The following is a 25471-nucleotide window of genomic DNA, read 5'->3' on the forward strand; positions in this document are numbered from 1 at the left end:
TAGACGAAAAATGATAAAAAGAATAGTTAGCTTACTGATTCTTGCCGGAACAATAACCTCTGTTGCATTGGCTGCAAAACTTCAACGGGGTTTCGCTATTGTAGTTGATCCGGTGAGCTATAAGGAAGCTCGTACGGATATAGATAATTATGCTAAGGCTGTAGAGAATGACGGACTAAAGACCTACATCATTGTAGACCGTTGGGGAGTCCCTGATTCGATTCGCTTTCAGCTTCAACAGTTGTATCTTGAAAAGGAATGCCCTATTGAAGGAGCTGTTTTTGTAGGGGATATTCCGGTACCTATGATACGTGATGCACAACACCTGACTTCTGCTTTTAAAATGAATCAGGAAACCTTTCCCCGTACCGAATCATCGGTGCCTTCTGATCGCTTCTATGACGACTTCGATCTGAAGTTCAATTTTCTGGATAAAGATGAACAGTATCCATTGTATTACTACTACTCTCTGTCTCCGGATTCTCCGCAATTTCTGTCTCCTGAAATCTATTCGGGACGTATAAAAATGTCGGCTGATGATGCTTCTAAATATGATAAGTTACGTGCTTATCTGCAAAAGGTAGTGGCTTTAAAGCAAAATACTAACCCTGCCGATCAGTTACTTTACTTCAGTGGGCAGGGGTATGTATCCGAATCTATGATGGCCCGGATTGATGAGAAGTTAGCCTTAGTTGAAAACTTTCCCTGGACACGGATACAGCAAAATGGCATTGAGTATATTGATCACAAACGGGATGCTGCTGTGAAGTATCGCCTGATGTCCGAACTTCAGCGCAATGATCTTGATATCGCTATTCTCCATCATCACGGAGATGTGGAAATAGAATATATGAATGATCTGCCCGAACCGCAGACTACTAAAGATCAGGTGGAGGGCATCAAGCTTTATTTGCGTGAAACAATGCGTCATGCCCGTGAGAAGGGAAAGAATACTGATTCGATACAGTTGGTATTAAGTAAGCGTTTCGATGATCTGCCGGCTTCCTGGTTTGAAGGTAGTTTTGATCCGGAAATCACCCAAAAAGATTCTCTTTTCCTGCGTAGTCTCGATTTGTATATTGAAGACTTTGACAACTATACTCCCAATGCCCGTTTTATCGTGCTGGATGCTTGTTTCAACGGTTCTTTCCATAAAGATAAATATATAGCCGGTGCCTATATTTCGGGTAAAGGCAATACAATGGCTGTACTTGCAAACAGTGTAAACGTGCTGCAGGAGAAGTGGACAGATCGTTATTTGGGACTTGTTGGTCTGGGTATGAGAGTTGGGCGTATGGCGATGGAAAATCCTTATCTGGAAGGGCATTTGATTGGTGATCCTACTTTTCATTTTGCTGTTCCCGTTTCTCTGGGATTTGATATCAATGAGGTGCTTTCAACTAAAAATGCTGCCTGGTGGAAGAAACAACTGAATAGTTCTTATCCTGCTTTGCAGGCTATGGCATTGAGGCAGCTTTCGGATGGCGGACAGATGAACTCCAAACAACTGTTGGATAAGTTTATGAGTAGCCCGTCTGATATCGTGCGTATGGAATGTCTGGTATTACTTTCTGAATATGACGATGATAACTTTATCCGTTGTCTTGATTTAGCTGTATCCGATAGTTATGAAATGATCCAGCGTTTTGCTATCAATATGATTGCTCGTAATGGAGATGATCGTCTGGTTCCTGCGTTGATTCGTGCTGCCATTCGTAATAATACAGCGGAGCGTATTGAATTTAATGTAAAACAGGCACTTGCACTTCTCCCGGAAAAAGCATTGACGGCTGAGTTTCAGAAACAGTTTAATCCGTCATTGTATGTAGAGAGCGAAAAGGCAGAGCAAGGCATTAAACGTGCTATTGAAGTAAATTCTAACCGTTGGCTGAAAGATATTAGTTCTATTTATGCAGATGATAGTCTGACGGTGAATCAACGGTTGGGGCGTATCCGCTATTTACGCAATTATAATGTGCACAGCCAGATTCCTCAGTTATTGGAGTATCTCCAGAAAACGGATAATGAACCGGTTCAGGTTTCATTGCTTGAAGCGCTGGGATGGTTCAGGATGTCATGTCGCCACAATGAAATAAGCCAGGTGGCACAGGCTATGAGTCAGGATAGCCGTTATTCACAAGCTGTGCGTGATGAGGCACTTAAAACTTATAATCGGATAATGAATCATCGTAAATGAATAATTCACGAAAGTATATAATTTTAATAGCTTGCCTGCTTGCTATCGGTCTGTCATCGGTAGCACAGCAGGTACGCCCTGTTTATCCGGTGAAACCTTTGACGCAGGAGGATATCTCCCGCAGGCAAAGAATACCGGAGTGGGGGACGAATACACGTTCTGCCTCCTCTGCTGTACTCCCGGAGGGTGTAGATAATTCAACCTTGAAATATTTCCCTCCTGTATTTTCTCAGTTGGGTAATTCCTGCTCACAAGCCTCTGGTGTGCGCTATGTTTATACTTATGAGTTGAACCGTTTGCTTGATCGTGCTGCTGATAGTCCTGAACACATATTCAATTATCATTTTACCTGGAATTATCTGAATGAAGGAAATGACCAGGGCTCTCATCCTGAACTGGGTTATAACATGATGAAGGTAGCTGGTGCTGTAACATTGAGTGATATGAATGATGAGAGTACTGCCACCTCTTCTACTACCTGGATGACTGGTTATGATAAATATCTTCGCGCTATGAATTATCGGGTGAAGAGTTACTCAAAGTTTACTCTAAAGACGCGGGAAGGTATAGATCGTCTTCGCCAGTATCTTTATAATCGTGGCGAAGAGGGAGAACCGGGTGGTGTGGTTACTTTTTCGTGCAAGAGCTCTGACTGGAAAGAGGTTACCTATAAGGGGACATCTGTCACTGGATTGACACATATGATCACCCGTCCCGGTACGGACGGAGCACATGCTCTTACCATTGCCGGGTATGATGATACGGTAGCCTATGATTTAAATGGTGATGGAGAGATTACTGAAGACGAGCGTGGAGCTTTCATTGTAGTAAATTCCTGGGGAACCTGGTGGGGAAGTGAAGGTAAGTGCTATTATCCTTATAAATATTTTCTACTCCCTGCCGCTGAGGGTGGTCTTGCCGATTTGGATGCAGAGGCACTTATGGTAGAACCGGAGATTCATACTCCGCTTGTTGTTTTTCGGGTGAAGTTGACTTATACATCTCGTAATGATCTCTATTTTCGTTTGGGTGTAGCCGAAGGAGATGCCGCTTCTCCTTCCGTCATATTAGATTATCCGTTAATGTTGACACAGGGTGGTGACTATTATATGCAGGGAAACGGTACACTTGAATCTTTCAAGACTATTGAAGTAGGGCTTAACTTTACAGATAAATTGGCTGATTTTCAGTCTTCCCGCTCTCCCAAATATTTTCTGATTGTCAGGCAAATTGGCAATGGGAAATTAGGGGAAGGGAAAATAAACAGTTTTTCTGTGAATGACTATCGCACTGGAACAGAATATGCGTGTACAGAGAAAGATCTGCCTATCAAAGGAGAGTTAAAGCTTTCTACCTCTTCTACTATAGAAAGCGGACTTTCAGCCAGTCCTGTGGAGTGGCTGGTTCCTGATACTAATACTCCTCAGTCTCACCCGTTTGTGGTTCGTAAAGCAAACGGACAAACCGTTAAATTACAGTTCCAGGGATACGACCGGAAGAATGGAAAACTGACCATTCGTTATGCTCCTCTACCTTGATAACTGTAAATGAAAAATTAGTTATGAAACCGATTATTTTTATTTTAATATGTATAGGTCTGTTCACTTCTTGTGCTTCGGAGAAATCTGTTATACAAGAGGAAGACCGTTTGGTTACCTTATCCGGACTGAATGATATGCAGTGGACTTATATCTCTTTGTCTACCGGTGAGGTAGTAGGTACTTCGCCGCTGAATTCTGCAGAAGATGATGCTCACTGGCGCCTCCGTACGGATTGGGATATGGCTGTTTGCGGAAAGTATATTCGTACGAATAGTGGTACTTCGGGGGTCGGACAGGGAGGGATTCAGTCAGTTCTTACTCCTTATGGAGAACTTACCACTCTTCCTTCCGAAGAGTTCAAGGTGGATGTGTACACCAATAAATAGATTCTTTATATAAAGAAAGTACGTATTTCACTACTACTTAAATACGTATTTAACGCTGTGTTAAATACGTTAGTTTGTAGTAAAAAAGTACGTACTTTTTTAATGCTTGATAATCAGCATTCTCTGAGAGAAGAAGCACTGTTTCATTTCAAATCTTCTTTGATGACTTTATCCATTTCCTTGATCCGTTCTTTCTTACTTTTAGTAATGTTTTCTTTGGTATCATGAAACGCATTTTCGGTTTCTGATACTTCATTACTCCAATCTTCAAACTTATCAATTGCCGGACGTCCGTCAGGATCAATGTTCTCTTCGGCAATAGGATTGTTTCTGTTAATAATACCACTCATAATCGTTCTATTTTAATTGTTTATAGGAATAAAACAGCCACAGGCAGGGAATGTTCCGATTTTTATACTTTTTGTAAAATATAGTATTTAATTATCATTGAAGCAGAATCATATTAGGTTCTTCCGGATCTTAAAAAGAGGAAAAATATACTGTATAATAGCTTGTATCTCATAGAAAATTGCCAACTTTACTGACAATTTATAGAAGTAATTTATAAAAAACAGACTATGAGAACAGTGTTTCGTTGTATGGTAGTATTGGTTGTACTTGCAGTGCCTTTTCTACCGAGCATGGCAAATACCCGCCTTTTATCTCCTTCACCGGGAGAAGTAAATGAGTTTGAAATGTTGATGGATAAGATACGGATGGATTTTGCCGGCAATCCTTCTATTGATGAATATCTGGCAAAATACAATGCTGCCGATGGTTCATTTACAGATATAGATTATAGTCGTACAGACCGTACAAACTGGGAACCGTTGATTCACGTTGACCGTGTCTATGATTTTGTTTTTGCCTATACAAATCCGGAGAATAAATACTACCGGCAGGAAGCATTGTATAATAAGATTGTGGCTGCACTTGAATATTGGTATCAGCGTAATCCGAATTGTAGTAATTGGTGGTATAATCAGATAGCCGAACCACAACGGATGGGTGTTCTTTTAATTCAGATGCGCACGGGAAAAAAGCATACTCCTGCCGATCTTGAGCATAAAACTTTGGAACGGATGAAAGCTGAAGGTGGTGATCCGGCCAAATGGACCGGAGCCAATATGACTGATATTGCCTTGCATTGGATTTACCGGGCTTGCCTGACAGCTGATGAAGAGATGTTGAAAAAGGCCATTGCTTATTCATATAGTACTGTTGTGTATACTACTAAGGAGGGATTTCAATATGATAACTGTTATTTTCAGCATGGAGTACAGTTGTATATAGGTGGCTATGGTGACGAAATACTGAAAGGAGTGACCCAGGTGGCTATGTATACAAGAGGTACCCAGTATGCTTTGCCAGCAGATAAACTGGCACTTCTGAGTAAGTTCATGCGGGGTACTTATTACCAGACGATTCGTGGTAAATATATGTCATATGATGTGTTGGGGCGTGGAGTAAGCCGTCCCGGTATTCTGGATAAAAGCGCAATGGCTGAGTTTGCTAAACGAATGATCATTCTGGATCCGGAATATGCAGATGAATATGAGGCGATTGTTGATCGCCTTGCCGGAAAGAAACCAGCGGATTATGCTGTGAAACCGTGCCATACACACTATTTTATCGGAGATTATACGTTGCATGTACGTCCGGGGTATGCATTTGATGTTCGTATGGCTTCTTCTCGTACTATGCGGTGTGAGTATGGGAATGGCGAGAATCTGAAAACTTATTTCCTTTCGGATGGTTGTACTAATATAGTAATAAAGGGAGATGAGTATTATAATATCTTCCCGGTGTGGGACTGGGCAAAAATACCCGGAGTGACAGCACCGCAAATGACAACTATTCCTAAAGCTGCCAGTGATTGGCAAACGAGAGGAACATCCACCTTTGCCGGTGGTGTGTCAGACAGTATCTATGGGGTAACTGCTTATGCCTATCAGGATGATTATGCCGGAATAAATACTACTGCAAAAAAGGCATGGTTCTTTTTTGATGATGAGGTTGTATGTCTGGGCGCAGGGATTACATCTACTGCCATGGAGAGTATCAGTACAACGGTGAATCAATGTCTGCTCAATAACGAGTTACCGGTTACCATAGCCGATAATAACCGGATTTCCACAGTAGGAGCTGGAAATTACTTCTATAAAGATAAACTGAGTTGGGTACTACACAATGAGGTTGGCTATGTATTCCCTATGGGTGGTAATGTTTTTCTAAGTAATAAAACACAGTCCGGCAACTGGTATGATATCAATACGGCTGCCCCAAGGATGGAGCAGGATACAGATGTATTTACGCTGGGTTTTGATCATGGGCTGTCACCCCGGGATGCAACCTATGCTTATATTGTGGTTCCCAATAAAAAGACGGTGAAAGACATGACTGCTTATCCGGTAGACAATATAGAGATTCTTGCTAATAGCGATTCGATTCAGGTAGTCAGAAATAAGAAACTGGATGTTTGGGAGATGGTGTTTTATCGGGCTGCAACGTTCAATCATGGTAAGATTACGGTAAAGGTGGATAAAGGTTGTGCGCTACTTTTTAAAAATCTGGAGAATTCCGCTTTATATTTTCATATTGCAGATCCAGCACAGACACAATCTGTTATTAATGTGGATATTTGTATTCCTTCTGTAGATAAGCATGTAAAGGCAATCGTATGTGATTTTTCTGATACCGGCATTTATGCGGGAATGTCGAAGGTGTATTCTTTGGGAAAATCGAAGGATTAAATTAAAATGAGATGTTAGATTTAAAACAATTGACTGCCGATGTATGCTGTATAGCAAATGCTATCGGTGGTTTTCTGAGAGAAGAGCGGAAGAATTTTCGCTCTGAATATGTTGTCGAGAAGTGTGCGCACGATTATGTTTCTTATGTAGATAAGGAATCAGAGAAAAAGTTAGTAGCAGCACTTTCTGCATTACTTCCCGAGGCGGGATTTATTGCCGAAGAAGGGTCGGCTACTTATAATGACGAACCCTATTGTTGGGTAATTGATCCGCTGGACGGAACTACTAACTATATCCATGATAATGCCCCCTATTGTGTTAGTATTGCGCTGCGTAACCGCGATGAATTATTACTTGGTGTTGTTTATGAGGTTTGCCGTGACGAGTGTTTTTATGCCTGGAAAGGAGGGAAGGCTTGGTTGAATGGTGTACAGTTGCAAGTTTCGGAAGTTCGGGATATAACTAATTCTTTTCTTATAGTAGAACTGCCTTACAATGACGGGGCATATAAACAGACAGCACTGCACCTGTTAGATAACCTTTATGGCAGAGTGGGTGGTATTCGTATGAATGGCTCTGCCGCTGCTGCTATCTGCTATGTAGCTGCCGGACGCTTTGAAGGTTGGTTGGAAGCATTTATTGGTAAATGGGACTATGCTGCGGCTGCATTGATTGTATTGGAAGCCGGTGGAGAGGTGACCGATTTTTGTGGGAATAAACATTTTATAGAAGGGCATCATATTATTGCTACGAATGGGGGGATTCATTCGCTTTTGCAGAATTTGGTAAACGAACTCCTGCCAGAAGGATTGCTTAATCATTAAGTATTATGAAAGACTGGTTTAGCTCTTTCTTTTCTCTCTTTTTTCCGCGCTGTTGTCTGATATGTGGTGGTCCATTGGCAAAAGGAGAAAAGTGTTTGTGTGCCCGTTGTAATATGGAGTTGCCTCGTACGGGATACCATCAGATTAAAGATAATTTGGCGGAGCAATTATTCTGGGGGAAAATACCTCTGGAAAGAGCTACGGCTTATTTCTTTTATCGACGGGGAAGTGATTTTCGTCATATCCTTCATCAATTGAAGTATGGTGGTCAAAAGGAAATTGGAGAAGTAATGGGACGTTGTGTGGCAGCAGAATTACTTTCTTCCGGCTTTTTTGAAGGGGTGGATGTAATTGTTCCTGTACCGCTTCATAAGAAAAAACAGAAACTACGCGGCTATAATCAGAGCGAATGGATAGCTCGCGGAGTTTCTGCTATTACTTCCATACCAGTAGAAACTTCCGGTGTGGTACGTGAAAAGAATACCGAAACGCAAACTCGTAAATCTGTGTTTGAACGTTGGGAAAACGTGGATGGTACCTTTCATCTTGTTACTCCGGAGTGTTTCGTGGGAAAGCATGTACTTATTATTGATGATGTGCTTACCACCGGAGCTACTACCGTGGCCTGTGCTTCTGCCCTTGAAAAAGCTGGTGAAGTGCGTTTTAGCATACTTGCATTGGCTATAGCCGAATAACTTGTTTAGAACGATTCGATGATTAGCTCTGACGCCAATAACCCTTTAATAGCCTTCCCGAACGTTCGGAAATGTGTGGATGTAGCATGTATATCTATTGCATGCTGATCTTTGTACTCTTCGTAAAAGATGAATGCTACCGGGTTCGTTGGATTCTGATAAAGATTGTAACTGATATTGCCTTCTTCAGCTCTTGTTTCTTGTATCAGAGGTTCTGCTTTACTGATAAACTCCTGTTCTTTGCCAGGAAGCACCTCGACGCGTGCTACAATTGTTTTCTTTTCCATATTACCTTACTGTTATTGGTATTGCACAAAAGTAACTAATAGAATTGGAAAATGGCTTGGCTTATGTCAAAGAATTATTCACTGTCCAGAAGTTCTTCATATAACCGGGTTAACCGTTTTCTCAGATGAAGCACTGCGTAACGTTTTCTCGACAACAGTGTATTAACTGGGATTTTGTTATTAAAGTACATTATTCCACTATCTTTTTTGTCATCAGCCTGATGGCATCTGTCTATACACGTACCGCAACCAGTGCACTTTGCGTCTATTATGAGTAAAGATATTATCTTTCTTCTTTTTAATCCAAACATACTTGTGAAAAGTTTAGGGTTATTAAATTTGTTGTCGAGGTATACCATCTATTCTGGTAGACGAATGTGAAAAAGGAATATTTTAAAGGGAAGCATTTTTTTTAATGAGTTGTGATATTCGGCGTGTTCGGGAATGGTGGCTATAGTTATACGGATGGGACAGGGTAGACGGTTGCTATAAGCATATAGCGTAGTTTTGCGGCTATGATAAAGGTGACATTGTCGTTTTGTTGAGGGGAATAAATACAAAAAAGTCCGCCATAGTGACGGACTTTCTTGCTCTTCCTCTTGGACTTGAACCAAGGACCCTCTGATTAACAGTCAGATGCTCTAACCGACTGAGCTAAGGAAGAATAATTTGCAGTCAAGATTTTAAACTTTGCTCTTCCTCTTGGACTTGAACCAAGGACCCTCTGATTAACAGTCAGATGCTCTAACCGACTGAGCTAAGGAAGAATGTTTTTCTCAATTGCGATGCAAAAGTAATAGGATATTTTGAAATATGCAATATCTTTGCAAAAAAAATATCAAAATGGACAAAATAATTGGTTTGGGCAACGCCCTTGTAGACGTACTTGCAACTCTGAAAGATGACACTATTCTTGATGAAATGGGTTTACCAAAGGGGAGCATGCAACTCATCGATGACGCTAAGTTACAACAGATTAACGAGAAATTTAGTAACATGAAGACCCTTCTTGCAACCGGAGGATCGGCTGGAAATACTATTCTTGGACTCTCTTGCCTTGGAGCTGCTACCGGTTTTATAGGAAAAGTGGGAAATGATAATTATGGAAACTTTTTCCGTGAAAATCTCCAGAAAAACAATATTGAAGACAATTTGCTCCTTTCTGAATTACCTTCGGGAGTAGCATCTACTTTTATTTCTTCGGATGGCGAACGTACTTTCGGGACATATTTGGGAGCTGCTTCTACGTTGAGAGCCGAAGATTTATCATTGGATATGTTTAAGGGATATGCTTATCTATATATTGAAGGATACCTGGTGCAAGACCATGATATGATTCTCCGTGCCATTAAATTGGCAAAGGAAGCCGGATTACAAATTTGTCTCGATATGGCCAGTTATAATATCGTGGAGGGTGATAAGGAATTCTTTTCTTTATTGATAAGTAAATATGTAGACATTGTATTTGCTAATGAGGAAGAGGCCAAGGCATTTACAGGTAAAGAACCTGAAGAGGCTTTGGAAATCATCGGTAAGCTATGCAGTATTGCTATTGTGAAAATAGGATGTAAAGGTTCGCTAATTCGTAAAGGTACGGAAGAAGTCAGAGTATCGGCTATTCCGGTAAATAAAGTGATAGACACCACAGGCGCCGGTGATTATTTTGCAGCAGGATTCTTATATGGGCTTACTTGCGGTTATTCATTGGAAAAGTGTGCTAAGATAGGTTCCATTCTTTCTGGAAATGTTATACAGGTTATCGGAACCACTATCTCAAAAGAACGTTGGGATGAAATAAAGTTAAATATTAACGAAGTTCTGTCTGAATAAGCAGGTAATGAGTTACATTTACGACTCATTTTAACTAAAAGTGTATGAAAAAGTTTCTAAATAGGCAGAATGGTATCATTGCAGTGATTGTGCTGATTGCTGTAGCATTCTTTGGTTTCAAAAAAGGAGACGACCGCAATTTCCAGATCGCTAAGAATCTCGACATATTCAATGCGATTGTAAAAGAGCTGGATATGTTTTATGTGGATACCATTGATCCGAATAAAACGATTCGTGAGGGGATTGACAATATGCTGTATTCACTTGATCCTTATACAGTATATTATCCGGAAAACGATCAGGACGAACTGGAGATGATGGTCAAGGGCTCTTATGGAGGTATTGGTTCTTTGATCAGATATAATCCGAAACTTCAGTATACTGTCATTGCTGAACCTTACGAAGGAATGCCGGCAGCAGAAAGCGGTTTGAAAGCCGGTGATATATTGTTGGAAATTGATGGAAAAGATTTGAAGAACAATTCGGATGTGAGTACATTACTTCGGGGGCAGGTGGGTACCAGTTTCAAACTGAAGATACAACGCCCCGGTGTGAAAGAGCCGTTGGAATTTACAATTGTACGCCGTTCTATTCAGATGCCTACCATTCCTTATTATGGAATAATGGAGGGCCAGGTTGGTTATATAAACCTTAGTAGCTTTTCGGGAAGTCCTTCCAAAGATTTTAAAAAGGCTTTCCTGGATTTGAAAAAACAAGGTGCTACGTCGCTGGTAATAGACTTGCGCAATAATGGTGGTGGACTACTTGACCAAGCTGTGGAAATAGTGAACTTCTTTGTGCCACGGGGCAAGACGATTGTAACAACGAAAGGTAAGATAAAGCAGGCCAGTAATACTTACAAAACCCTGCGTGAACCATTGGATACGGATATTCCGATTGCTGTGTTGGTAAATAGTGGTACGGCTTCTTCGTCGGAGATTCTTTCCGGGTCATTGCAAGATCTTGATCGGGCTGTGATTGTAGGTAACCGTACTTATGGAAAAGGCTTGGTGCAAGTACCCCGTTCTTTACCTTATGGAGGTAATTTGAAGATTACTACCTCTAAATACTACATTCCAAGTGGACGTTGTGTACAGGCTATTGATTATGCGCATCGTAATGAAGATGGTAGTGTGGCACGTATTCCTGATAGTTTGACAACTGTTTTCCATACCGCCGCCGGACGTGAAGTTCGTGATGGGGGTGGTGTTTCTCCCGATATCGAAGTAAAGCAGGAACGGTTGCCCAATATTCTATACTATTTGGTTCGTGATAATTTGATATTTGATTATGCAACAGACTACTGTTTGAAACACCCTGTTGTTGCTTCGGCAGAAAAGTTTGAATTGACAGATGCTGACTATACAGATTTCAAGAATAAAGTGAAGGGTGCAGATTTCAAGTATGACCAACAGAGTGAGAAGATATTAAAGACTCTGAAAGAGGCTGCCGAGTTTGAAGGATACATGAAAGAGGCTTCCGATGAATTTAAAGCATTGGAAAATAAGTTGACTCATAACCTGGATCGTGATCTTGATTATTTCTCTAAAGACATTAAGGCAATGATTGCTGAGGAAATTATTAAGCGTTATTATTATCAGCGTGGTGCGATTATCCAGCAGTTGAAAGGCGATAATGAATTGGATGAGGCTGTGAAGATTTTAACGAATCCGGAGCGTTATCAACAGATATTGAGTGTGACAACGACTGAGAATAAGTAGATTTATATTTTATCATATTGAGAGGGGAACGCAGGTCATGTGTTCCCTTTTTTGTAGAGAGTGGTGCTTATAAATGAGATTGTTTGATAAATAGAATGTATCTTTATATTTTAAAGAATAATGGTGTAAATAGGATATGAAAAAGATTATTAGTTTTTGTTTATTGTTTCTATTGACTATTTCTGTTTCTGCGCAGGAGGTTTATCAGAAAGAAGTGTTTATCTCTTCCCGGGGTGATTCATTAAAATACCGTTTACTTCGTCCGGAAAAAGAGAAAACAGGAAAGAAGTATCCACTTGTTCTTTTTTTACATGGTGCAGGAGAACGGGGCGGTGATAATGAAAAGCAATTGGTTCATGGAGGCCAGATGTTTCTTAATCCGGTAAATCGTGAGAAGTATCCGGCTTTTGTGTTAATCCCTCAGTGTCCGATAGATGCTTACTGGGCATATACTTCTCGTCCTGTCTCGTTCGTTCCGTCGGATATGCCTGTCGGACAAGAGATATCTCCTGTTTTTAGCTCGTTAAAGGAACTGTTGGATGTCTATCTTGGTATGCCGCAGATAGATACGAATCGTGTTTATATTATTGGCCTTTCAATGGGGGGAATGGGTACCTATGATATGATTATCCGTTTTCCGGAACTTTTTGCAGCAGCAATTCCTATTTGTGGAACAGTGAATCCATCCCGGTTAGCAGATGTTAAGGGAGTAAAGTTTCGTATTTTTCATGGAGATGCGGATAATGTAGTGACGGTAGAAGGATCACGTGTGGCCTATAGGGCATTGAAAGCGGCAGGGGTTGATGTAGAATACATTGAGTTTCCCGGCTGTGATCACGGTAGTTGGAATCCGGCATTCAATTATCCGGAATTTATGGACTGGTTATTTAGGCAGAAGAAAAAAAGATAATATATCGATGGAATGAATAATGAATCTATTTACGATTAGACGATTTACGATTGAAGTTACTCTTTAAAAGCCTGTTTCAGCAATGTTAGAGACAGAGTGGTCCCAATCATACATCGTAAATCGTCTAATCGTAAATAGATTTATTTTTGCTCAGTATAATCTCCGTTCGCCTTAATTAGTTCAATCAACTTCTCTACAGCTTCTTCTTCCGGAATATTTTTTTCTATACATTCCTTCTGTTTGTAGAGGCTGACTTTGCCACGTCCGGCACCTACATATCCATAGTCAGCATCTGCCATTTCTCCGGGGCCATTCACAATGCATCCCATAATACCTATTTTCAATCCTTTCAAGTGAGAAGTCGCTTCTTTGATACGGGCAATAGTGCTTTGTAGGTTGAACAACGTTCGTCCACAACCCGGACAAGAAATATATTCGGTTTTGGAGGTACGGATACGTCCGGCTTGCAGAATGCCGAAAGCGGTAGCATCTACGATGGCATGAGAAAGTAATCCCTGATTGAACAGAAAGATACCATCACACAAGCCATCAAATATCAATGCCCCCATATCAGCAGCAGCTTTGATTTGCAAATCTTCCGCATCCTCTTCCTGGTAATGCTGAAAGAAGATAACCGGGTTCTTCAATCCTTCAGACATCAACTGGTGTACCAAAGCACGGTGCTCTCCAATACGATTCGGATGATTGCTTTGAGAAATAATAACCACTTCCGGGTGTGTTTTGAGACAGGCAATCACCTCATCTGTCTGTGCTATATACGGCATGAATAAGAATTTTAGTTCTGCCTGGCACATGCCCATCAGTGGAAGCTGAGAGTAATTGAATGCCGGCCATGTGCCTTTTTCTCCTGCCCATACATCGGCATCAAGGATATATTCAACATTGGCTTCCCGTATGGCGGGAAGTTCTCTTCCTGCATAAATATAATCGGGTATAAATTGCGGATTGACCTCTGTCTTTCCGTCCATGCGGTCGGCAAGGACAACAGGAAGATTGTTTCCACCAATATTTCGGATGGCATTCGTTTTCCGGCGGGTAGGAGAGAGGTAATTGAATTCAGGTGTTTCTATTCCGGGGATATAAGGATGGTCTTGGCGGGTAAGGATGTAATCTACTAACTTACGTGCTACAGGAATTTCTGCTTCTGGTTCTTCACTTAAAGAGACACGGATGGTATCTCCCAATCCATCTGCCAGCAATGCTCCTATTCCCAATGCCGATTTGATACGTCCGTCTTCTCCGTCTCCGGCTTCCGTAACTCCCAGATGCAGAGGAAATTCCATCCCTTCCTTTTCCATTACGGCTACCAACAGACGAACTGTTTTTACCATTACAACCGTGTTGGAGGCTTTGATTGAAATTACTACATCCTTAAATTTTTCGTCTATGCAGATACGCAGGAACTCCATACATGATTCCACCATCCCTTCGGGAGTGTCACCGTAGCGAGACATGATACGGTCGGATAATGAACCGTGATTTACTCCGATACGGATTGCAGTGTGGTTCTCTTTGCAGATATTCAGAAAAGGAATGAAGCGGTCACGAATTTTTTGTAATTCTTGCGCGTATTCCTCATCCGTATATTCCAATTGCTTGAAGGTACGTCCCGGATCTACATAGTTTCCCGGATTAATACGTACTTTTTCGGCATATTGTGCTGCCACATCAGCCACTTTGGGATTGAAGTGTACATCGGCAACAAGTGGTACCATATATCCCTGGCTACGTAGGCCGATGTTGATATTCATCAGGTTCTCAGCCTCCTTGATACCCTGTGTTGTAAGGCGTACATACTCGCCACCTGCATCTACAATACGTTTCGCCTGTTCTACACAAGCTTCTGTATCCTGAGTTGATGTATTAGTCATCGACTGGATACGGATAGGGTTAAGGCCGCCCAATGGAACAGCCCCAATATTTACTTCTGATGTTTCTCTCCGGGAGTAATTGAATAAATCCACGATTTTATTTACGATTAGACGATTTACGATTAGACGATTTACAATTTACGATTGAAGATACTTCTGCTGATTAGACGAAGCGTTAATCATCTTGTTAGCATCTTCAATCGTAAATCGTCCAATCGTAAATCTAATTGGTTTTATATTCAAACTTAACCTCTTTAAGCTCCTCGTTAGCTTTTACAATTTTTTTCTTCAAACCTTCTTTGTAAGCTGCAAATGTATCAGCCAGTTCAGTATTGCTCAATGCCAGCATTTGTATTGCCAGGATAGCGGCATTCATTGCTCCGTTGATAGCTACTGTAGCTACAGGTATCCCGGGAGGCATCTGGATGATAGAATACAAGGCATCAACACCGTCCAGAACAGAACCTTTAATGGGTACTCCGATTACAGGTAGGGTAGTGTTGGCAGCGATTACACCTGGTAGGGCAGCAGCCATACCGGCAGCAGCAATAATAACTTTAATACCGCGTGAACGGGCATTTTTAGCAAACTCCTCTACTGCTTCCGGAGTGCGGTGAGCAGAAAGAGCGTTTATTTCGAATGGTACGTGCAAATCATTGAGTAACTGTGCTGCCTTTTCCATTACAGGAAGGTCAGAAGTGCTACCCATGATGATACTTACAATTGGGGTCATGATTTTATTTACAATTTACTATTTACTATTTAGTGGTACGATGATCACTAATCACTATTCACTAATCGTTAATCACTGCTTTATATGCTTCAGCATCGAGCAGGTTTTCAATATCTTTTAGATTGGCAGGTTTCATCTTGATAAGCCATCCTTCACCATATGGATCTTTATTGACCAGTTCAGGATTTTCTTCAAGGCTCTCATTCTGTTCTATTACTTCACCTGCTACCGGCAGAAAGAGGTCAGAGATGGTTTTCACCACTTCAATCGTTCCGAAAGTTTCATTTGCTTCCAGTGATTCACCTACTGTGGGGATATCGACAAATACAATATCACCCAATTGTTCCTGAGCATAATCAGTGATACCTACATAAGCCATATCTCCTTCTACACGAATCCATTCGTGCTCATTGGTGTACTTCAAATTTTGTGGGAAGTTCATAATAATTAGTTTTTAGGGGTTTATATTCATGTTAAAATAAAAATATACGGAATAATACATTACTTAATGGATGTAGTACCAATAGTGCACAGATGAAACCTACACCAAAACCGGAAAGCACTTCACCCAGAGAATGATGTCTCAGAATAATTCGTGCCGAACCTAATACACCGGCTACCAGAATAAACAGGCATAGCCACCAGACAGGATTATAGCCAAACAATTCACTGAATGAAATCAATCCGCCGATAATACCTCCTATGCCAGCCATGTGTTCACTGAGTTTCCATTTCAGATTTACAATGATACAGATGATCTGAACCACCAGTGCAGACAGTATAATACCGGTCATATACCAGGGAATATTCAGCTTGTGCATCATGAGCAGACAAAATACATAAGAGATAATGGTAAGTGTAAAAGGAATATATCGTTTTTTTCGTTCACTCAATTCCTGTAGGGCAAAACCATTGATTTTGCGAAACAGGAAAATGGTGATGGTTGGCATCAGTATAGTGAAACAATATACGATTCCCAATACAATGAGTTTGTACTGCAAGGGCATGATACGAAGGTAAGAGAATAAGAACAATACCAGAAAAGCCAGAAAAGGGATAGAAAACGGAGTTAGTATCCACGATGTAATCTGTGCCGTTCTGATAAGCGTTTTATCTGCAATGATATGTTGCTCTACGTTTGCTTCTCCCATAATGGAGCCCTTTTGTTATTTATTATTAATCACTTTAATTACTTTCTTAATCTGGCCACTGGTATATTCAGTTGCTGACGATATTTGGCTACGGTGCGCCGTGCAATAGGATATCCTTTTTCTTTTAGGATCTCAGCCAGTTCATCGTCAGTCAGTGGTTTCTTTTTATCTTCGTTGTCAATACATTCTTTTAGTATTTTACGTATTTCACGTACTGACATTTCTTCACCGTCTTCGGTGGTATATCCGTCACTGAAGAAGAACTTCAGCGGATAGATTCCAAAGTTTGTTTGCACATACTTACTATTGCTAACACGTGATATGGTCGAAATATCCAGGCCCGTACGTTCGGCTACGTCTTTCAGGATCATAGGGCGAAGCAATGATTCGTCTCCTTCAAGAAAGAAAGGACGTTGCAGATCGATAATAGCCTGCATGGTAGTCATTAATGTATTCTGACGCTGCTTTACTGCATCGATAAATCCCTGAGCTGCATCCATTTTCTGTTTCAGGAACATCATTGCTTCTTTGGATTCTTTGGATTGATTGGCTCTGTTCTTCGTATGTTCTTCTACCATTTCGGTGAAGTCGCGACTCATACGAAGTTCCGGTATATTCCGGTTGTTAAGGTTGACACTGATAGAGCCATCATCATAGGTGTCTACAATGAAGTCGGGAACAATTTGCTGCATGTTACGCCCGATGGCTTCTCCTAATGAAGCTCCCGGACGAGGATTTAACTTTGTGATTTCAGAAATAGCAGTGTTGAAAAGCTCTTCTTCGCAGCCCAATTTCTTTATTATCTTATCCCAGTGTTTACGTGTAAACTCTTCGTAACATTCGTTGATAATTCTCTGTTCCAGCATAAGGGCCTTATCCGGCTTACCTTTTTCCAGCTTTCGTTGGAGTTGTATAAGCAGGCATTCCTGGAGGTTACGTGCACCAAGTCCGGCCGGGTCGAAGTCCTGTATGATGCATAAAGCCTCTTCCAATTCCTCTTCGGTGGCGTTAATGCCTGCATAGATAGCCAGCTCATCGCTGATACTTTCAAGTGATTTACGGAGCAGGCCGTCATCATCCAGTGACCCGATAAGGTATTCTGCCAATTCACGCTGATGTTCTGTGAGGTTACGCTCACTCAACTGTTCTCTCAATATTTCATAGAAGGAAGTAGCGTCAGAAAAAGGAATTTCCTCTACCTGTTCGCTTTTGGAACGGTTGTTTTCCTGTAATTTATAATCAGGGATGTCATCTTCGTTTAGATAGTCGCCCAGGGAGTCATATTCATTGGCATCACTTTCTGCTTCCGGATCGTTACTATTGCTTTCATCCGGATCATCAGTAGCCGCTTCTTCTCTACCTTCTTCAAGAGCTGGGTTTTCCAATAATTCGGCATGTACTCGGTCTTCCAGTTCTACGGCGGGAAGCTCCAATAGCTTTACTACCAGAATCTGCTGCGGAGAGAGCGTTTGTATCTGCTGCTGCGCCTGGGATTGTATTTGACGGGAACCTTGTGCCATAAATATTTTATTTTCTACATTCGGTTATATCTCGCTACAAAAGTAACTTTTTCACCACAGATTACACAGATTAGAGGGATTATTTTTCTTTCTATAACGCTAAATTCTCTATCTTTGTTGCACTAACTTAAAAAATAGAACATTATGTTTGGTAAAGAAACGTATGTGCAGCGCCGGGCCCTGCTGAAAAAGAAATTAGGCTCCGGAGTGTTGTTGTTTTTGGGGAACGACGAGTGTGGACTGAATTATGAGAGTAATACCTTCCGTTATCGTCAGGATTCTACTTTTCTTTATTATTTCGGTCTTCCGTTTGCAGGACTTTCTGCCATTATTGATATTGACGATGAAAAAGAAATTATATTCGGTGATGAACTGACGATTGATGATATTGTATGGATGGGGATCCAGCCTACCTTGAAAGAAAAAAGCGAACGTGTAGGGGTGACACGTACTTTACCATCCGCTGAAATTGTAAACTATCTGCATCAGTGTGTACAGAAGGGAAAATCAATTCATTATCTTCCCCCTTATCGTGCCGAACATAAACTGAAACTGATGGATTGGCTGGGTATCCCTCCTGTGCGTCAGGAAGGTTCGGTGCCTTTTATTCGTGCGGTAGTTGAACAACGTAACCATAAATCAGCTGAAGAAATTGTAGAAATAGAGAAGGCTTGCGATGTGACCGCAGATATGCATATTACTGCAATGAAGGTACTTCGGCCGGGTATGAAAGAGTTTGAAGTAGTAGCTGCTATGGAGGCAGTTGCTGCCGCTGCAGGCTGTGAACTTTCTTTTGCAACCATTGCCACCATCAATGGGCAGACTTTACACAACCATTATCATGGTAATACCGTAAAGTCCGGAGACTTGTTTCTGATTGATGCAGGAGCTGAAACAGAAATGGGATATGCCGGAGATATGTCGTCTACTATACCTGCTGATAAGAAATTTACTACCCGCCAGCGCGAAGTCTATGAGATTCAAAATGCAATGCATCTGGAATCAGTAAAAGCGCTTCGTCCGGGTATTCCTTATATGGATGTGTACGACTTGTCAGCCCGTGTGATGGTAGAGGGGCTGAAAGGACTTGGTTTGATGAAAGGTAATGCCGAAGATGCTGTACGTGAGGGAGCACATGCTTTGTTTTATCCACATGGGTTAGGACATATGATGGGACTGGATGTACACGATATGGAGAATCTGGGTGAACTTTGGGTAGGATATAATGGTGAACCGAAGAGTACTCAGTTCGGTCGTAAATCGCAACGTTTGGCTATTCCTTTGGAACCGGGCTTTGTACATACTGTAGAGCCGGGTATTTACTTTATCCCCGAGCTTATCGATATGTGGAAAGCCGATAAAAAGTTTACTGATTTTATCAATTATGATAAAGTAGAGACTTATAAGAACTTTGGAGGGATTCGTAATGAAGAGGATTATCTGATAACTGAGACCGGTGCCCGTCGTTTAGGTAAGAAAATTCCGTTGACTCCTGAAGAGGTGGAAGAGATTAGATAGAATGGAGAGGGGAGAATGGAGAAGGGAGAAGTACTATGCAGCATGATAGCGCAGCTTACTTCTCCCTTCTCCATTCTCCCCTCTCCATTCTATTAAGCGTGTAGCTCTAATATAAACCGGCTCCCCTTCGTATAGCTTGTATCCAAAGTCAGGCTCCCATTCATTTTTGTGGCAATAAGTGAACATATAGGCAATCCCAGGCCATCTCCTTGTGTGAGGTCTTTCACTTCGGTAAAAGGTTTAAAGATCGTTTCCTGTTGTTCAGTGGGAATACCAGTACCGGTATCAGTTACAATAAACTGATGAGTATGCGCTCCACGTTTTTTGAAGTCAAGGCTGATGCGTCCTTCTTGTGTGTAATAAGCAGCATTTTGCAGTAAATGAAGAAGTATACGCTCCAATTGTTCTTTATTGGTTTTCACTTGTAGTTTGGGAGCATTTACAGAAGTAGTAACTTCGGCTTTTATATTACTTTTCACTTTCTCCATTACTTCTTCGCAAAAAATACTGGCGTTGATATCGCTCATTTCGTAGGGAGTGGTCAACGAATTTTCCAGCGAAGAGAGTTCCTGTATATCATCGCTAAACTTTTTCAATGCACCTACTTGCGTCTGCATCTGTTGTGATTGTTGCGGCGCTTTGTCTGAGAGTTCACTTGCTGAGGCCGCCAATGTGTCCAGAGTCGGTTCCATCTGTGAAGATATATTTTGAATGAATTTGGTTTTCAATTCATTGTGTTCGTTGGCTATTTGTATGCTTTTCTTGAGCTTACGGTTTCCTGCCATAAAACGTAATAATACGACTGCAAGAAGCACCAATGCTGCAATAAGAATAACAACCAGTGTGCAAAGTCCGATGATAATATACTGTTTGGCGGAAAGTGTGTCGTCTTTTTCTTGTATCGTCAACTGACTTTCGTCATATTTCCTTTTCAATACATTCAATTCATCCTGTGCGGTGAGTGCTTTTACAGAGTCGGTCCATACGATATAATTTTCATAAGTACGTCCCATCAGTGCGGCATTATTCGCTTTGCGGGCAATGGATATCAGATTTTTGTAGCACTCTTCTACTTTCTCGTAATTCTTTTTTTCTTTGTATTGATTGATGAGTTTGCGGAAGCAAGCATCTCCTTGTGCATTGAGGCCGAAGGTGTAATAATAATTGGCCTTGGTATAGAGTAAATTCTCACTTATTGAGTCGTTTTTAGCAAGATTAGCTGTTTCTTCCAGTTTGTCCAATTGTAATTTAGCTTGTGCTGCATTTTTTAGTGCAATATACATTTGCAGGCGTTCTTTGGTAATTAGAAACCGTAGATCGTGAAGAGTTTTCTTGGTTTTCTGTTCACCTGCCCACACCAGTTGATCCATGTCACGGCAAAGTTCGAAACCTTCTTTATAAAAGTTTTCACGTACATAAAGCCCATTGGCCTGAATGCCGCATTCAACAGCCTGCGGATAGTCTTCGCGGGTAGCGAATGCTTCGTACGCTTTCTTAAAAAGATAACGTGCCTTGATATAATCTTTTTGGCTCAGACTGTTTTGAGCTTGTTCCTTTAATTCCTGTGCTCTGTTTTTTGTATTCTGTGCATGACTTAATGTACTAAAACAGAGCATGATCACAATGATAGCTACGGGTGTTTTCATCTTTATTGCTTGTTTAATTGACACAAATTTAAAATAAATTCGGGACTTAAAACAAAAAATAGGTATAAAAAGGCAGGATTATCTGCAATGGCAGATAATCCTGTGATATGGTTAATACTTAAAACTACTTCCTCCCAGAAACTCTCTTAACAGTGAGGTCGGTGGAATTTCTTTGTCCTGAACAGGGATAAAGTATTTGATAAACTTCAACAGGCGGTATGCTTCACAATATTCCGGGCAATTGCGGGGCACTCCCGTTAGAATCGGTTCGGCGTGAAGGCGCAATACTGCAAATTCAAAGAGCAGGGCGGAGTTAAACATCACATCTGCATTTTCCTGATAAGGGAATATCCATTTATCCTCTCCGGCACGTACGCTGGGCCATCTTGAAATGGTTTCTTGTGCCGAATATCCGCGGTAGTTAAAGTCACGAATAATGCGGCGAAGCAAACGGTTGTCTGTGGTAGGAATCCAGTTATGATCGTCCAGTGAGATGGTAGTTAGTGCCGAAACGTAGATTTTGAACTTGTTCTCTTCCGGGATATGTGGAGTCAACTCAGGATTCAGAGCATGAATACCTTCCAATATTAAGATGGTGTGTTTATCTATTTTTAGTTTGTCTCCTTTATATTCTTTCTTACCGATACTAAAATTAAAGCGGGGAAGTTCTACTTCCTCTCCGCGAAGCAAGGCTTGAAGCTGTTGATTAAACAAGTCCAGATCCAAAGCATATAATGATTCATAATCATAGTTACCATTCTCATCAAGAGGAGTTTCTTCACGGTCCACGAAGTAGTTATCCAATGAGATGGGATAGGGCTTTAATCCGTTTGTCATCAACTGAATAGAAAGGCGTTTACTGAAGGTCGTTTTTCCCGATGAAGACGGACCGGATATTAATACCAGTTTTACGCGGTTTCCATTTTCTCCGCGATGAAAGATCGTGTCGGCTATCTGGGCTATTTTCTTTTCCTGCAATGCTTCGGCTACATTAATCAGATCGGTGGCATGTCCCTCTTCACAGGCCAGGTTAAAATCGCCTGCATTAGTTATTCCCATGATATTGCTCCAGTTCAGGTATTCTTTGAATACATCGAGCATTTTCTCTTGTTTCACCACTTCTTCAAGTACATCCGGATTTTCTTTATTGGGGATACGCAACAATAATCCGTCGTAGTACTTCACCAGATCAAATAGTTTGATGAATCCGGTGCTGGGTAACAGATTACCATAATAATAGTCAATGGTATCTCCCAGCGTATAATAATAGGTATAAAGTGAGCCGGAGGTTTCCAGTAGCTTTACTTTATCGTTCATTCCGTGTTCATTGAAAATACGTACAGCTTCCGTTGTATGACATTCAATTCTGTGATAAGGAACGTTTTCAGCTATAATCTCCTGCATTCTTTTTTTGATGAGTGATACATCTTCTAATGTAATAGGACGTCCGATGCGCAGATTACAGAAATAACCTTTTGATACGGGGTGTTCTACGAAAAGTTTTCCTTCCGGGAATAATTCGCTGACAGCTTTATATAGCACAAAGCAAAGTGAACGCACATACGTACGCATTCCGGAGGAATCTCTTACGTCCAGAAATTCTACATCTTTATTATTATATACTCTGAAATTAAGACCTTCGGAACGATTATTTACCTTGGCGCTAACTACTTGATAGGGAAAATTAAGATTAAAACCGTAATAAATATCCAAAAGTGAACTACCAATAGGGAATTCTTTATAAATATTATTATTTTTGCAACATATTTGTAACATCTGTTTCATTTTGGCTTTTAAAGAAGTAAATAGAATCGGATAAATATATGATATAATCAATTAGAGAACAAACAACTATTAAAATAATTATAGATGGAATATTCTTTTTATGATTTTTTAAAGCTCATCGGTTCATTAGGACTTTTCCTGTATGGGATGAAGATAATGAGCGAGGGCTTACAAAAAGTCGCAGGTGACAGATTGCGAAGCATTCTGACAGCAATGACCACCAATCGGGTAACAGGGGTTTTAACAGGAGTGTTGATAACTGCCCTTATTCAGTCCTCTTCGGCAACAACAGTGATGGTGGTTAGTTTCGTTAATGCCGGATTGCTGACATTGACAGAATCTATTAGTGTTATCATGGGGGCTAATATTGGTACAACGGTCACTGCATGGATTATATCTATTTTCGGGTTTAAGGTCGATATGTCAGCGTATGCTCTTCCTTTGCTGGCCGTCGCTTTACCGTTTATCTTCTCTGGTAAAAGCAACCGTAAGTCTGTCGGTGAATTTATTTTTGGCTTTTCTTTTTTATTTATGGGGTTGGCTTTTCTGCAACAAAACGCGCCCGACCTGGGTAGGAACCCCGATATGCTGGCTTTTGTACAGAACTATACGGATATGGGATTCTTTTCCGTCCTGTTGTTTCTCTTGATTGGTACTATTCTGACTATGATTGTGCAGGCTTCCGCTGCTACAATGGCCATTACACTTATTATGTGTGCTAATGGCTGGATTGGTTTTGAGTTGGGAGCAGCATTGGTGTTAGGTGAAAATATCGGAACTACTATTACCGCCAACCTGGCTGCACTTACGGCCAATACACAGGCAAAGCGGGCGGCATTGGCACACTTTGTATTCAATGTGTTTGGCGTTATCTGGGTATTAATTATTTTCCATCCGTTTACTACATTTGTATCCTGGATTGTGGATAACTATTTCCATCCGGGAGATGCCGCAGTTGCTGTTTCTTATAAATTATCCGCTTTCCACTCTATCTTTAATATATGTAATGTGTGTTTATTGATATGGGGTGTGAAACTGATAGAGCGTACTGTTTGTGCAATCATTCATCCGAAAGAAGAAGACGAAGAGCCTCGTTTGAGATTTATTACTGGCGGTATGTTGTCTACGGCAGAACTTTCTATTCTTCAGGCTCGTAAAGAAATCCATTTGTTTGCTGAGCGTACGCACCGTATGTTTGGTATGGTGCAAGACTTATTGCATACAGACAAAGACGATGATTTTAATAAAGTATTCAGCCGCGTAGAAAAATATGAGAACATTAGTGATAACATGGAACTGGAAATCGCTAACTATCTGAATCAGGTTTCCGAAGGTCGTTTAAGTTCGGAAAGTAAGTTACAGATACGTGCTATGCTACGCGAAGTGACAGAGATTGAGAGTATCGGAGATAGCTGTTATAATCTGGCACGGACCATTAACCGTAAACGTCAGACCAATCAGGACTTCACGGAGAAACAGTATGAGCACATCCACTTTATGATGAAGCTCACCAATGATGCTTTGGAGCAAATGATTGTAGTGGTGGAGAAACCCGAACATCATAGTATTGATGTAAACAAGTCATTTAATATTGAGAACGAGATTAATAACTACCGTAACCAACTGAAAAATCAGAATATTCTGGACGTGAACAATAAAGAATATGATTATCAGATGGGAGTTTACTATATGGATATTATTGCCGAATGTGAGAAGTTGGGCGATTATGTAGTCAATGTAGTGGAAGCGAGTAGTGATGTAAAAGAGAAGAAACTGACATAGGAGTGATAAGCGGATTAGTGATTAGTGATGAACGGGTTAGTGATTAGTGATTAGTTCACTGCGTTGTAACCGCATGGCACTAATCACTAATCACTAACCCGTTCATCACTATTCATTGTACTCTTCAAAGTCTTCTTTCCCCACTCCGCAAAGAGGACATACCCAATCATCCGGGATGTCTTCAAAAGCTGTACCTGGTTCAATACCACTCTCCGGGTCACCCATTTCCGGGTCGTAAATGTAATCACATACTGTGCAAATATACTTCTTCATATTCCTTTTTTAAAGTTTACTACAAAT

At 41.0% G+C, this 25471-nt stretch carries 21 protein-coding genes, 2 tRNA genes and 1 pseudogene; 11 read left to right on the top strand and 13 right to left on the bottom strand.

The window, feature by feature from the left end; all coding sequences use genetic code 11:
- Positions 1-10 precede the first annotated feature (10 nt).
- From VCM39_RS01620 to VCM39_RS01630, 3 genes are read left to right on the top strand one after another with little or no spacing between them, the layout of a single operon-like run.
- Positions 11-2197 carry a HEAT repeat domain-containing protein gene (locus VCM39_RS01620; protein WP_221649143.1) on the top strand — a complete coding sequence of 729 codons (2187 nt, stop codon included), beginning with the start codon at positions 11-13 and terminating at the stop codon, positions 2195-2197.
- Complete coding sequence (locus VCM39_RS01625) at positions 2194-3735, top strand: hypothetical protein (protein WP_322932462.1); 1542 nt, start codon at positions 2194-2196, stop codon at positions 3733-3735. Before VCM39_RS01620 ends, VCM39_RS01625 begins: the two co-directional genes overlap by 4 nt.
- Positions 3736-3758: 23 nt before the next feature.
- Positions 3759-4124: an HmuY family protein gene (locus tag VCM39_RS01630; protein WP_195350595.1), complete on the top strand. Its 366-nt coding sequence runs from the start codon at positions 3759-3761 to the stop codon at positions 4122-4124.
- 143 nt (positions 4125-4267) lie between these two features.
- Here the strand turns inward: VCM39_RS01630 and VCM39_RS01635 are convergent, their stop codons facing one another.
- Positions 4268-4474, bottom strand: coding sequence for a hypothetical protein (locus VCM39_RS01635; RefSeq protein WP_221649145.1), 207 nt, complete (start codon positions 4472-4474; stop codon positions 4268-4270).
- Between the two features lie 228 nt (positions 4475-4702).
- Here VCM39_RS01635 and VCM39_RS01640 point away from each other — a divergent pair, with 228 nt between their 5' ends.
- Genes VCM39_RS01640 through VCM39_RS01650 form a run of 3 tightly spaced genes read left to right on the top strand, consistent with a single transcriptional unit; the run spans position 4703 to position 8396 of the window.
- On the top strand, positions 4703-6877 hold the full coding sequence (locus VCM39_RS01640; RefSeq protein ID WP_322932463.1) for a polysaccharide lyase 8 family protein: 2175 nt from the start codon (positions 4703-4705) through the stop codon (positions 6875-6877).
- A gap of 11 nt (positions 6878-6888) precedes the next feature.
- The gene (locus tag VCM39_RS01645) at positions 6889-7701 is read left to right on the top strand and encodes an inositol monophosphatase family protein (RefSeq protein WP_221649147.1); all 813 of its coding nucleotides are present in this window, start codon (positions 6889-6891) and stop codon (positions 7699-7701) included.
- A gap of 5 nt (positions 7702-7706) precedes the next feature.
- On the top strand, positions 7707-8396 hold the full coding sequence (locus VCM39_RS01650) for a ComF family protein (protein ID WP_221649148.1): 690 nt from the start codon (positions 7707-7709) through the stop codon (positions 8394-8396).
- A gap of 5 nt (positions 8397-8401) precedes the next feature.
- On the opposite strand, the gene VCM39_RS01655 is transcribed toward VCM39_RS01650, so the two are convergent.
- The 4 genes and pseudogenes from VCM39_RS01655 to VCM39_RS01670 form a co-directional block, all read right to left on the bottom strand.
- Positions 8402-8683, bottom strand: coding sequence for a putative quinol monooxygenase (locus VCM39_RS01655; RefSeq protein WP_221649149.1), 282 nt, complete (start codon positions 8681-8683; stop codon positions 8402-8404).
- A 74-nt stretch (positions 8684-8757) separates the two neighbouring features.
- A pseudogene (locus tag VCM39_RS01660) lies at positions 8758-8856 on the bottom strand (RNA polymerase subunit sigma-24); the annotation flags it as partial.
- A 417-nt stretch (positions 8857-9273) separates the two neighbouring features.
- Positions 9274-9347, bottom strand: a tRNA-Asn gene (locus VCM39_RS01665).
- Between the two features lie 29 nt (positions 9348-9376).
- A tRNA-Asn gene (locus VCM39_RS01670) sits at positions 9377-9450 on the bottom strand.
- A 76-nt stretch (positions 9451-9526) separates the two neighbouring features.
- Between VCM39_RS01670 and VCM39_RS01675 the strand changes: the two genes are divergently transcribed.
- From VCM39_RS01675 to VCM39_RS01685, 3 genes are all read left to right on the top strand, one after another.
- Positions 9527-10513: an adenosine kinase gene (locus tag VCM39_RS01675; protein ID WP_221649150.1), complete on the top strand. Its 987-nt coding sequence runs from the start codon at positions 9527-9529 to the stop codon at positions 10511-10513.
- 44 nt (positions 10514-10557) lie between these two features.
- Complete coding sequence (locus VCM39_RS01680; protein ID WP_221649151.1) at positions 10558-12234, top strand: S41 family peptidase; 1677 nt, start codon at positions 10558-10560, stop codon at positions 12232-12234.
- Between the two features lie 136 nt (positions 12235-12370).
- Positions 12371-13144, top strand: a complete 774-nt coding sequence (locus tag VCM39_RS01685) for a dienelactone hydrolase family protein (protein ID WP_289291748.1) — start codon at positions 12371-12373, stop codon at positions 13142-13144.
- Between the two features lie 140 nt (positions 13145-13284).
- Here VCM39_RS01685 and VCM39_RS01690 read toward each other — a convergent pair whose 3' ends face one another.
- From VCM39_RS01690 to rpoN, 5 genes are all read right to left on the bottom strand, one after another.
- Entirely contained in the window at positions 13285-15129 is a 1845-nt protein-coding gene (locus VCM39_RS01690) for a 4-hydroxy-3-methylbut-2-en-1-yl diphosphate synthase (protein ID WP_322932464.1), read from the bottom strand.
- A gap of 130 nt (positions 15130-15259) precedes the next feature.
- Positions 15260-15769 (bottom strand): 5-(carboxyamino)imidazole ribonucleotide mutase, encoded by a 510-nt coding sequence (purE, locus tag VCM39_RS01695; protein WP_221649154.1) that lies wholly within the window; start codon positions 15767-15769, stop codon positions 15260-15262.
- Between the two features lie 61 nt (positions 15770-15830).
- Positions 15831-16211 carry a glycine cleavage system protein GcvH gene (gene gcvH / locus VCM39_RS01700; protein ID WP_221649155.1) on the bottom strand — a complete coding sequence of 127 codons (381 nt, stop codon included), beginning with the start codon at positions 16209-16211 and terminating at the stop codon, positions 15831-15833.
- A gap of 31 nt (positions 16212-16242) precedes the next feature.
- Positions 16243-16920 carry a hypothetical protein gene (locus tag VCM39_RS01705; protein ID WP_221649156.1) on the bottom strand — a complete coding sequence of 226 codons (678 nt, stop codon included), beginning with the start codon at positions 16918-16920 and terminating at the stop codon, positions 16243-16245.
- A 38-nt stretch (positions 16921-16958) separates the two neighbouring features.
- Positions 16959-18440 carry an RNA polymerase factor sigma-54 gene (gene rpoN / locus VCM39_RS01710; protein ID WP_322932465.1) on the bottom strand — a complete coding sequence of 494 codons (1482 nt, stop codon included), beginning with the start codon at positions 18438-18440 and terminating at the stop codon, positions 16959-16961.
- A gap of 144 nt (positions 18441-18584) precedes the next feature.
- Between rpoN and VCM39_RS01715 the strand changes: the two genes are divergently transcribed.
- On the top strand, positions 18585-19958 hold the full coding sequence (locus VCM39_RS01715) for an aminopeptidase P family protein (RefSeq protein WP_289291752.1): 1374 nt from the start codon (positions 18585-18587) through the stop codon (positions 19956-19958).
- Positions 19959-20050: 92 nt separating this feature from the next.
- Here VCM39_RS01715 and VCM39_RS01720 read toward each other — a convergent pair whose 3' ends face one another.
- Both VCM39_RS01720 and VCM39_RS01725 read right to left on the bottom strand, forming a co-directional pair.
- On the bottom strand, positions 20051-21574 hold the full coding sequence (locus tag VCM39_RS01720) for a sensor histidine kinase (RefSeq protein WP_407934693.1): 1524 nt from the start codon (positions 21572-21574) through the stop codon (positions 20051-20053).
- A gap of 141 nt (positions 21575-21715) precedes the next feature.
- Positions 21716-23389 (bottom strand): nucleoside kinase, encoded by a 1674-nt coding sequence (locus VCM39_RS01725; RefSeq protein ID WP_221649160.1) that lies wholly within the window; start codon positions 23387-23389, stop codon positions 21716-21718.
- 84 nt (positions 23390-23473) lie between these two features.
- Here VCM39_RS01725 and VCM39_RS01730 point away from each other — a divergent pair, with 84 nt between their 5' ends.
- Positions 23474-25171 (top strand): Na/Pi cotransporter family protein, encoded by a 1698-nt coding sequence (locus VCM39_RS01730; RefSeq protein ID WP_221649161.1) that lies wholly within the window; start codon positions 23474-23476, stop codon positions 25169-25171.
- A 108-nt stretch (positions 25172-25279) separates the two neighbouring features.
- Here the strand turns inward: VCM39_RS01730 and rd are convergent, their stop codons facing one another.
- On the bottom strand, positions 25280-25444 hold the full coding sequence (rd, locus tag VCM39_RS01735; RefSeq protein ID WP_221649162.1) for a rubredoxin: 165 nt from the start codon (positions 25442-25444) through the stop codon (positions 25280-25282).
- Between the last annotated feature and the right edge of the window lie 27 nt (positions 25445-25471).

It is taken from the genome of Bacteroides mucinivorans, assembly GCF_034654355.2.
Lineage (GTDB): Bacteria > Bacteroidota > Bacteroidia > Bacteroidales > Bacteroidaceae > Bacteroides > Bacteroides nordii.

Coding starts and splice junctions, on each gene's coding strand:
- VCM39_RS01620 (WP_221649143.1), top strand. CDS start 11: ATGATAAAAAGAATAGTTAGCTTACTGATTCTTGCCGGAACAATAACC.
- VCM39_RS01625 (WP_322932462.1), top strand. CDS start 2,194: ATGAATAATTCACGAAAGTATATAATTTTAATAGCTTGCCTGCTTGCT.
- VCM39_RS01630 (WP_195350595.1), top strand. CDS start 3,759: ATGAAACCGATTATTTTTATTTTAATATGTATAGGTCTGTTCACTTCT.
- VCM39_RS01635 (WP_221649145.1), bottom strand. CDS start 4,474: ATGAGTGGTATTATTAACAGAAACAATCCTATTGCCGAAGAGAACATT.
- VCM39_RS01640 (WP_322932463.1), top strand. CDS start 4,703: ATGAGAACAGTGTTTCGTTGTATGGTAGTATTGGTTGTACTTGCAGTG.
- VCM39_RS01645 (WP_221649147.1), top strand. CDS start 6,889: ATGTTAGATTTAAAACAATTGACTGCCGATGTATGCTGTATAGCAAAT.
- VCM39_RS01650 (WP_221649148.1), top strand. CDS start 7,707: ATGAAAGACTGGTTTAGCTCTTTCTTTTCTCTCTTTTTTCCGCGCTGT.
- VCM39_RS01655 (WP_221649149.1), bottom strand. CDS start 8,683: ATGGAAAAGAAAACAATTGTAGCACGCGTCGAGGTGCTTCCTGGCAAA.
- VCM39_RS01675 (WP_221649150.1), top strand. CDS start 9,527: ATGGACAAAATAATTGGTTTGGGCAACGCCCTTGTAGACGTACTTGCA.
- VCM39_RS01680 (WP_221649151.1), top strand. CDS start 10,558: ATGAAAAAGTTTCTAAATAGGCAGAATGGTATCATTGCAGTGATTGTG.
- VCM39_RS01685 (WP_289291748.1), top strand. CDS start 12,371: ATGAAAAAGATTATTAGTTTTTGTTTATTGTTTCTATTGACTATTTCT.
- purE (WP_221649154.1), bottom strand. CDS start 15,769: ATGACCCCAATTGTAAGTATCATCATGGGTAGCACTTCTGACCTTCCT.
- gcvH (WP_221649155.1), bottom strand. CDS start 16,211: ATGAACTTCCCACAAAATTTGAAGTACACCAATGAGCACGAATGGATT.
- VCM39_RS01705 (WP_221649156.1), bottom strand. CDS start 16,920: ATGGGAGAAGCAAACGTAGAGCAACATATCATTGCAGATAAAACGCTT.
- rpoN (WP_322932465.1), bottom strand. CDS start 18,440: ATGGCACAAGGTTCCCGTCAAATACAATCCCAGGCGCAGCAGCAGATA.
- VCM39_RS01715 (WP_289291752.1), top strand. CDS start 18,585: ATGTTTGGTAAAGAAACGTATGTGCAGCGCCGGGCCCTGCTGAAAAAG.
- VCM39_RS01720 (WP_407934693.1), bottom strand. CDS start 21,574: ATGCTCTGTTTTAGTACATTAAGTCATGCACAGAATACAAAAAACAGA.
- VCM39_RS01725 (WP_221649160.1), bottom strand. CDS start 23,389: ATGAAACAGATGTTACAAATATGTTGCAAAAATAATAATATTTATAAA.
- VCM39_RS01730 (WP_221649161.1), top strand. CDS start 23,474: ATGGAATATTCTTTTTATGATTTTTTAAAGCTCATCGGTTCATTAGGA.
- rd (WP_221649162.1), bottom strand. CDS start 25,444: ATGAAGAAGTATATTTGCACAGTATGTGATTACATTTACGACCCGGAA.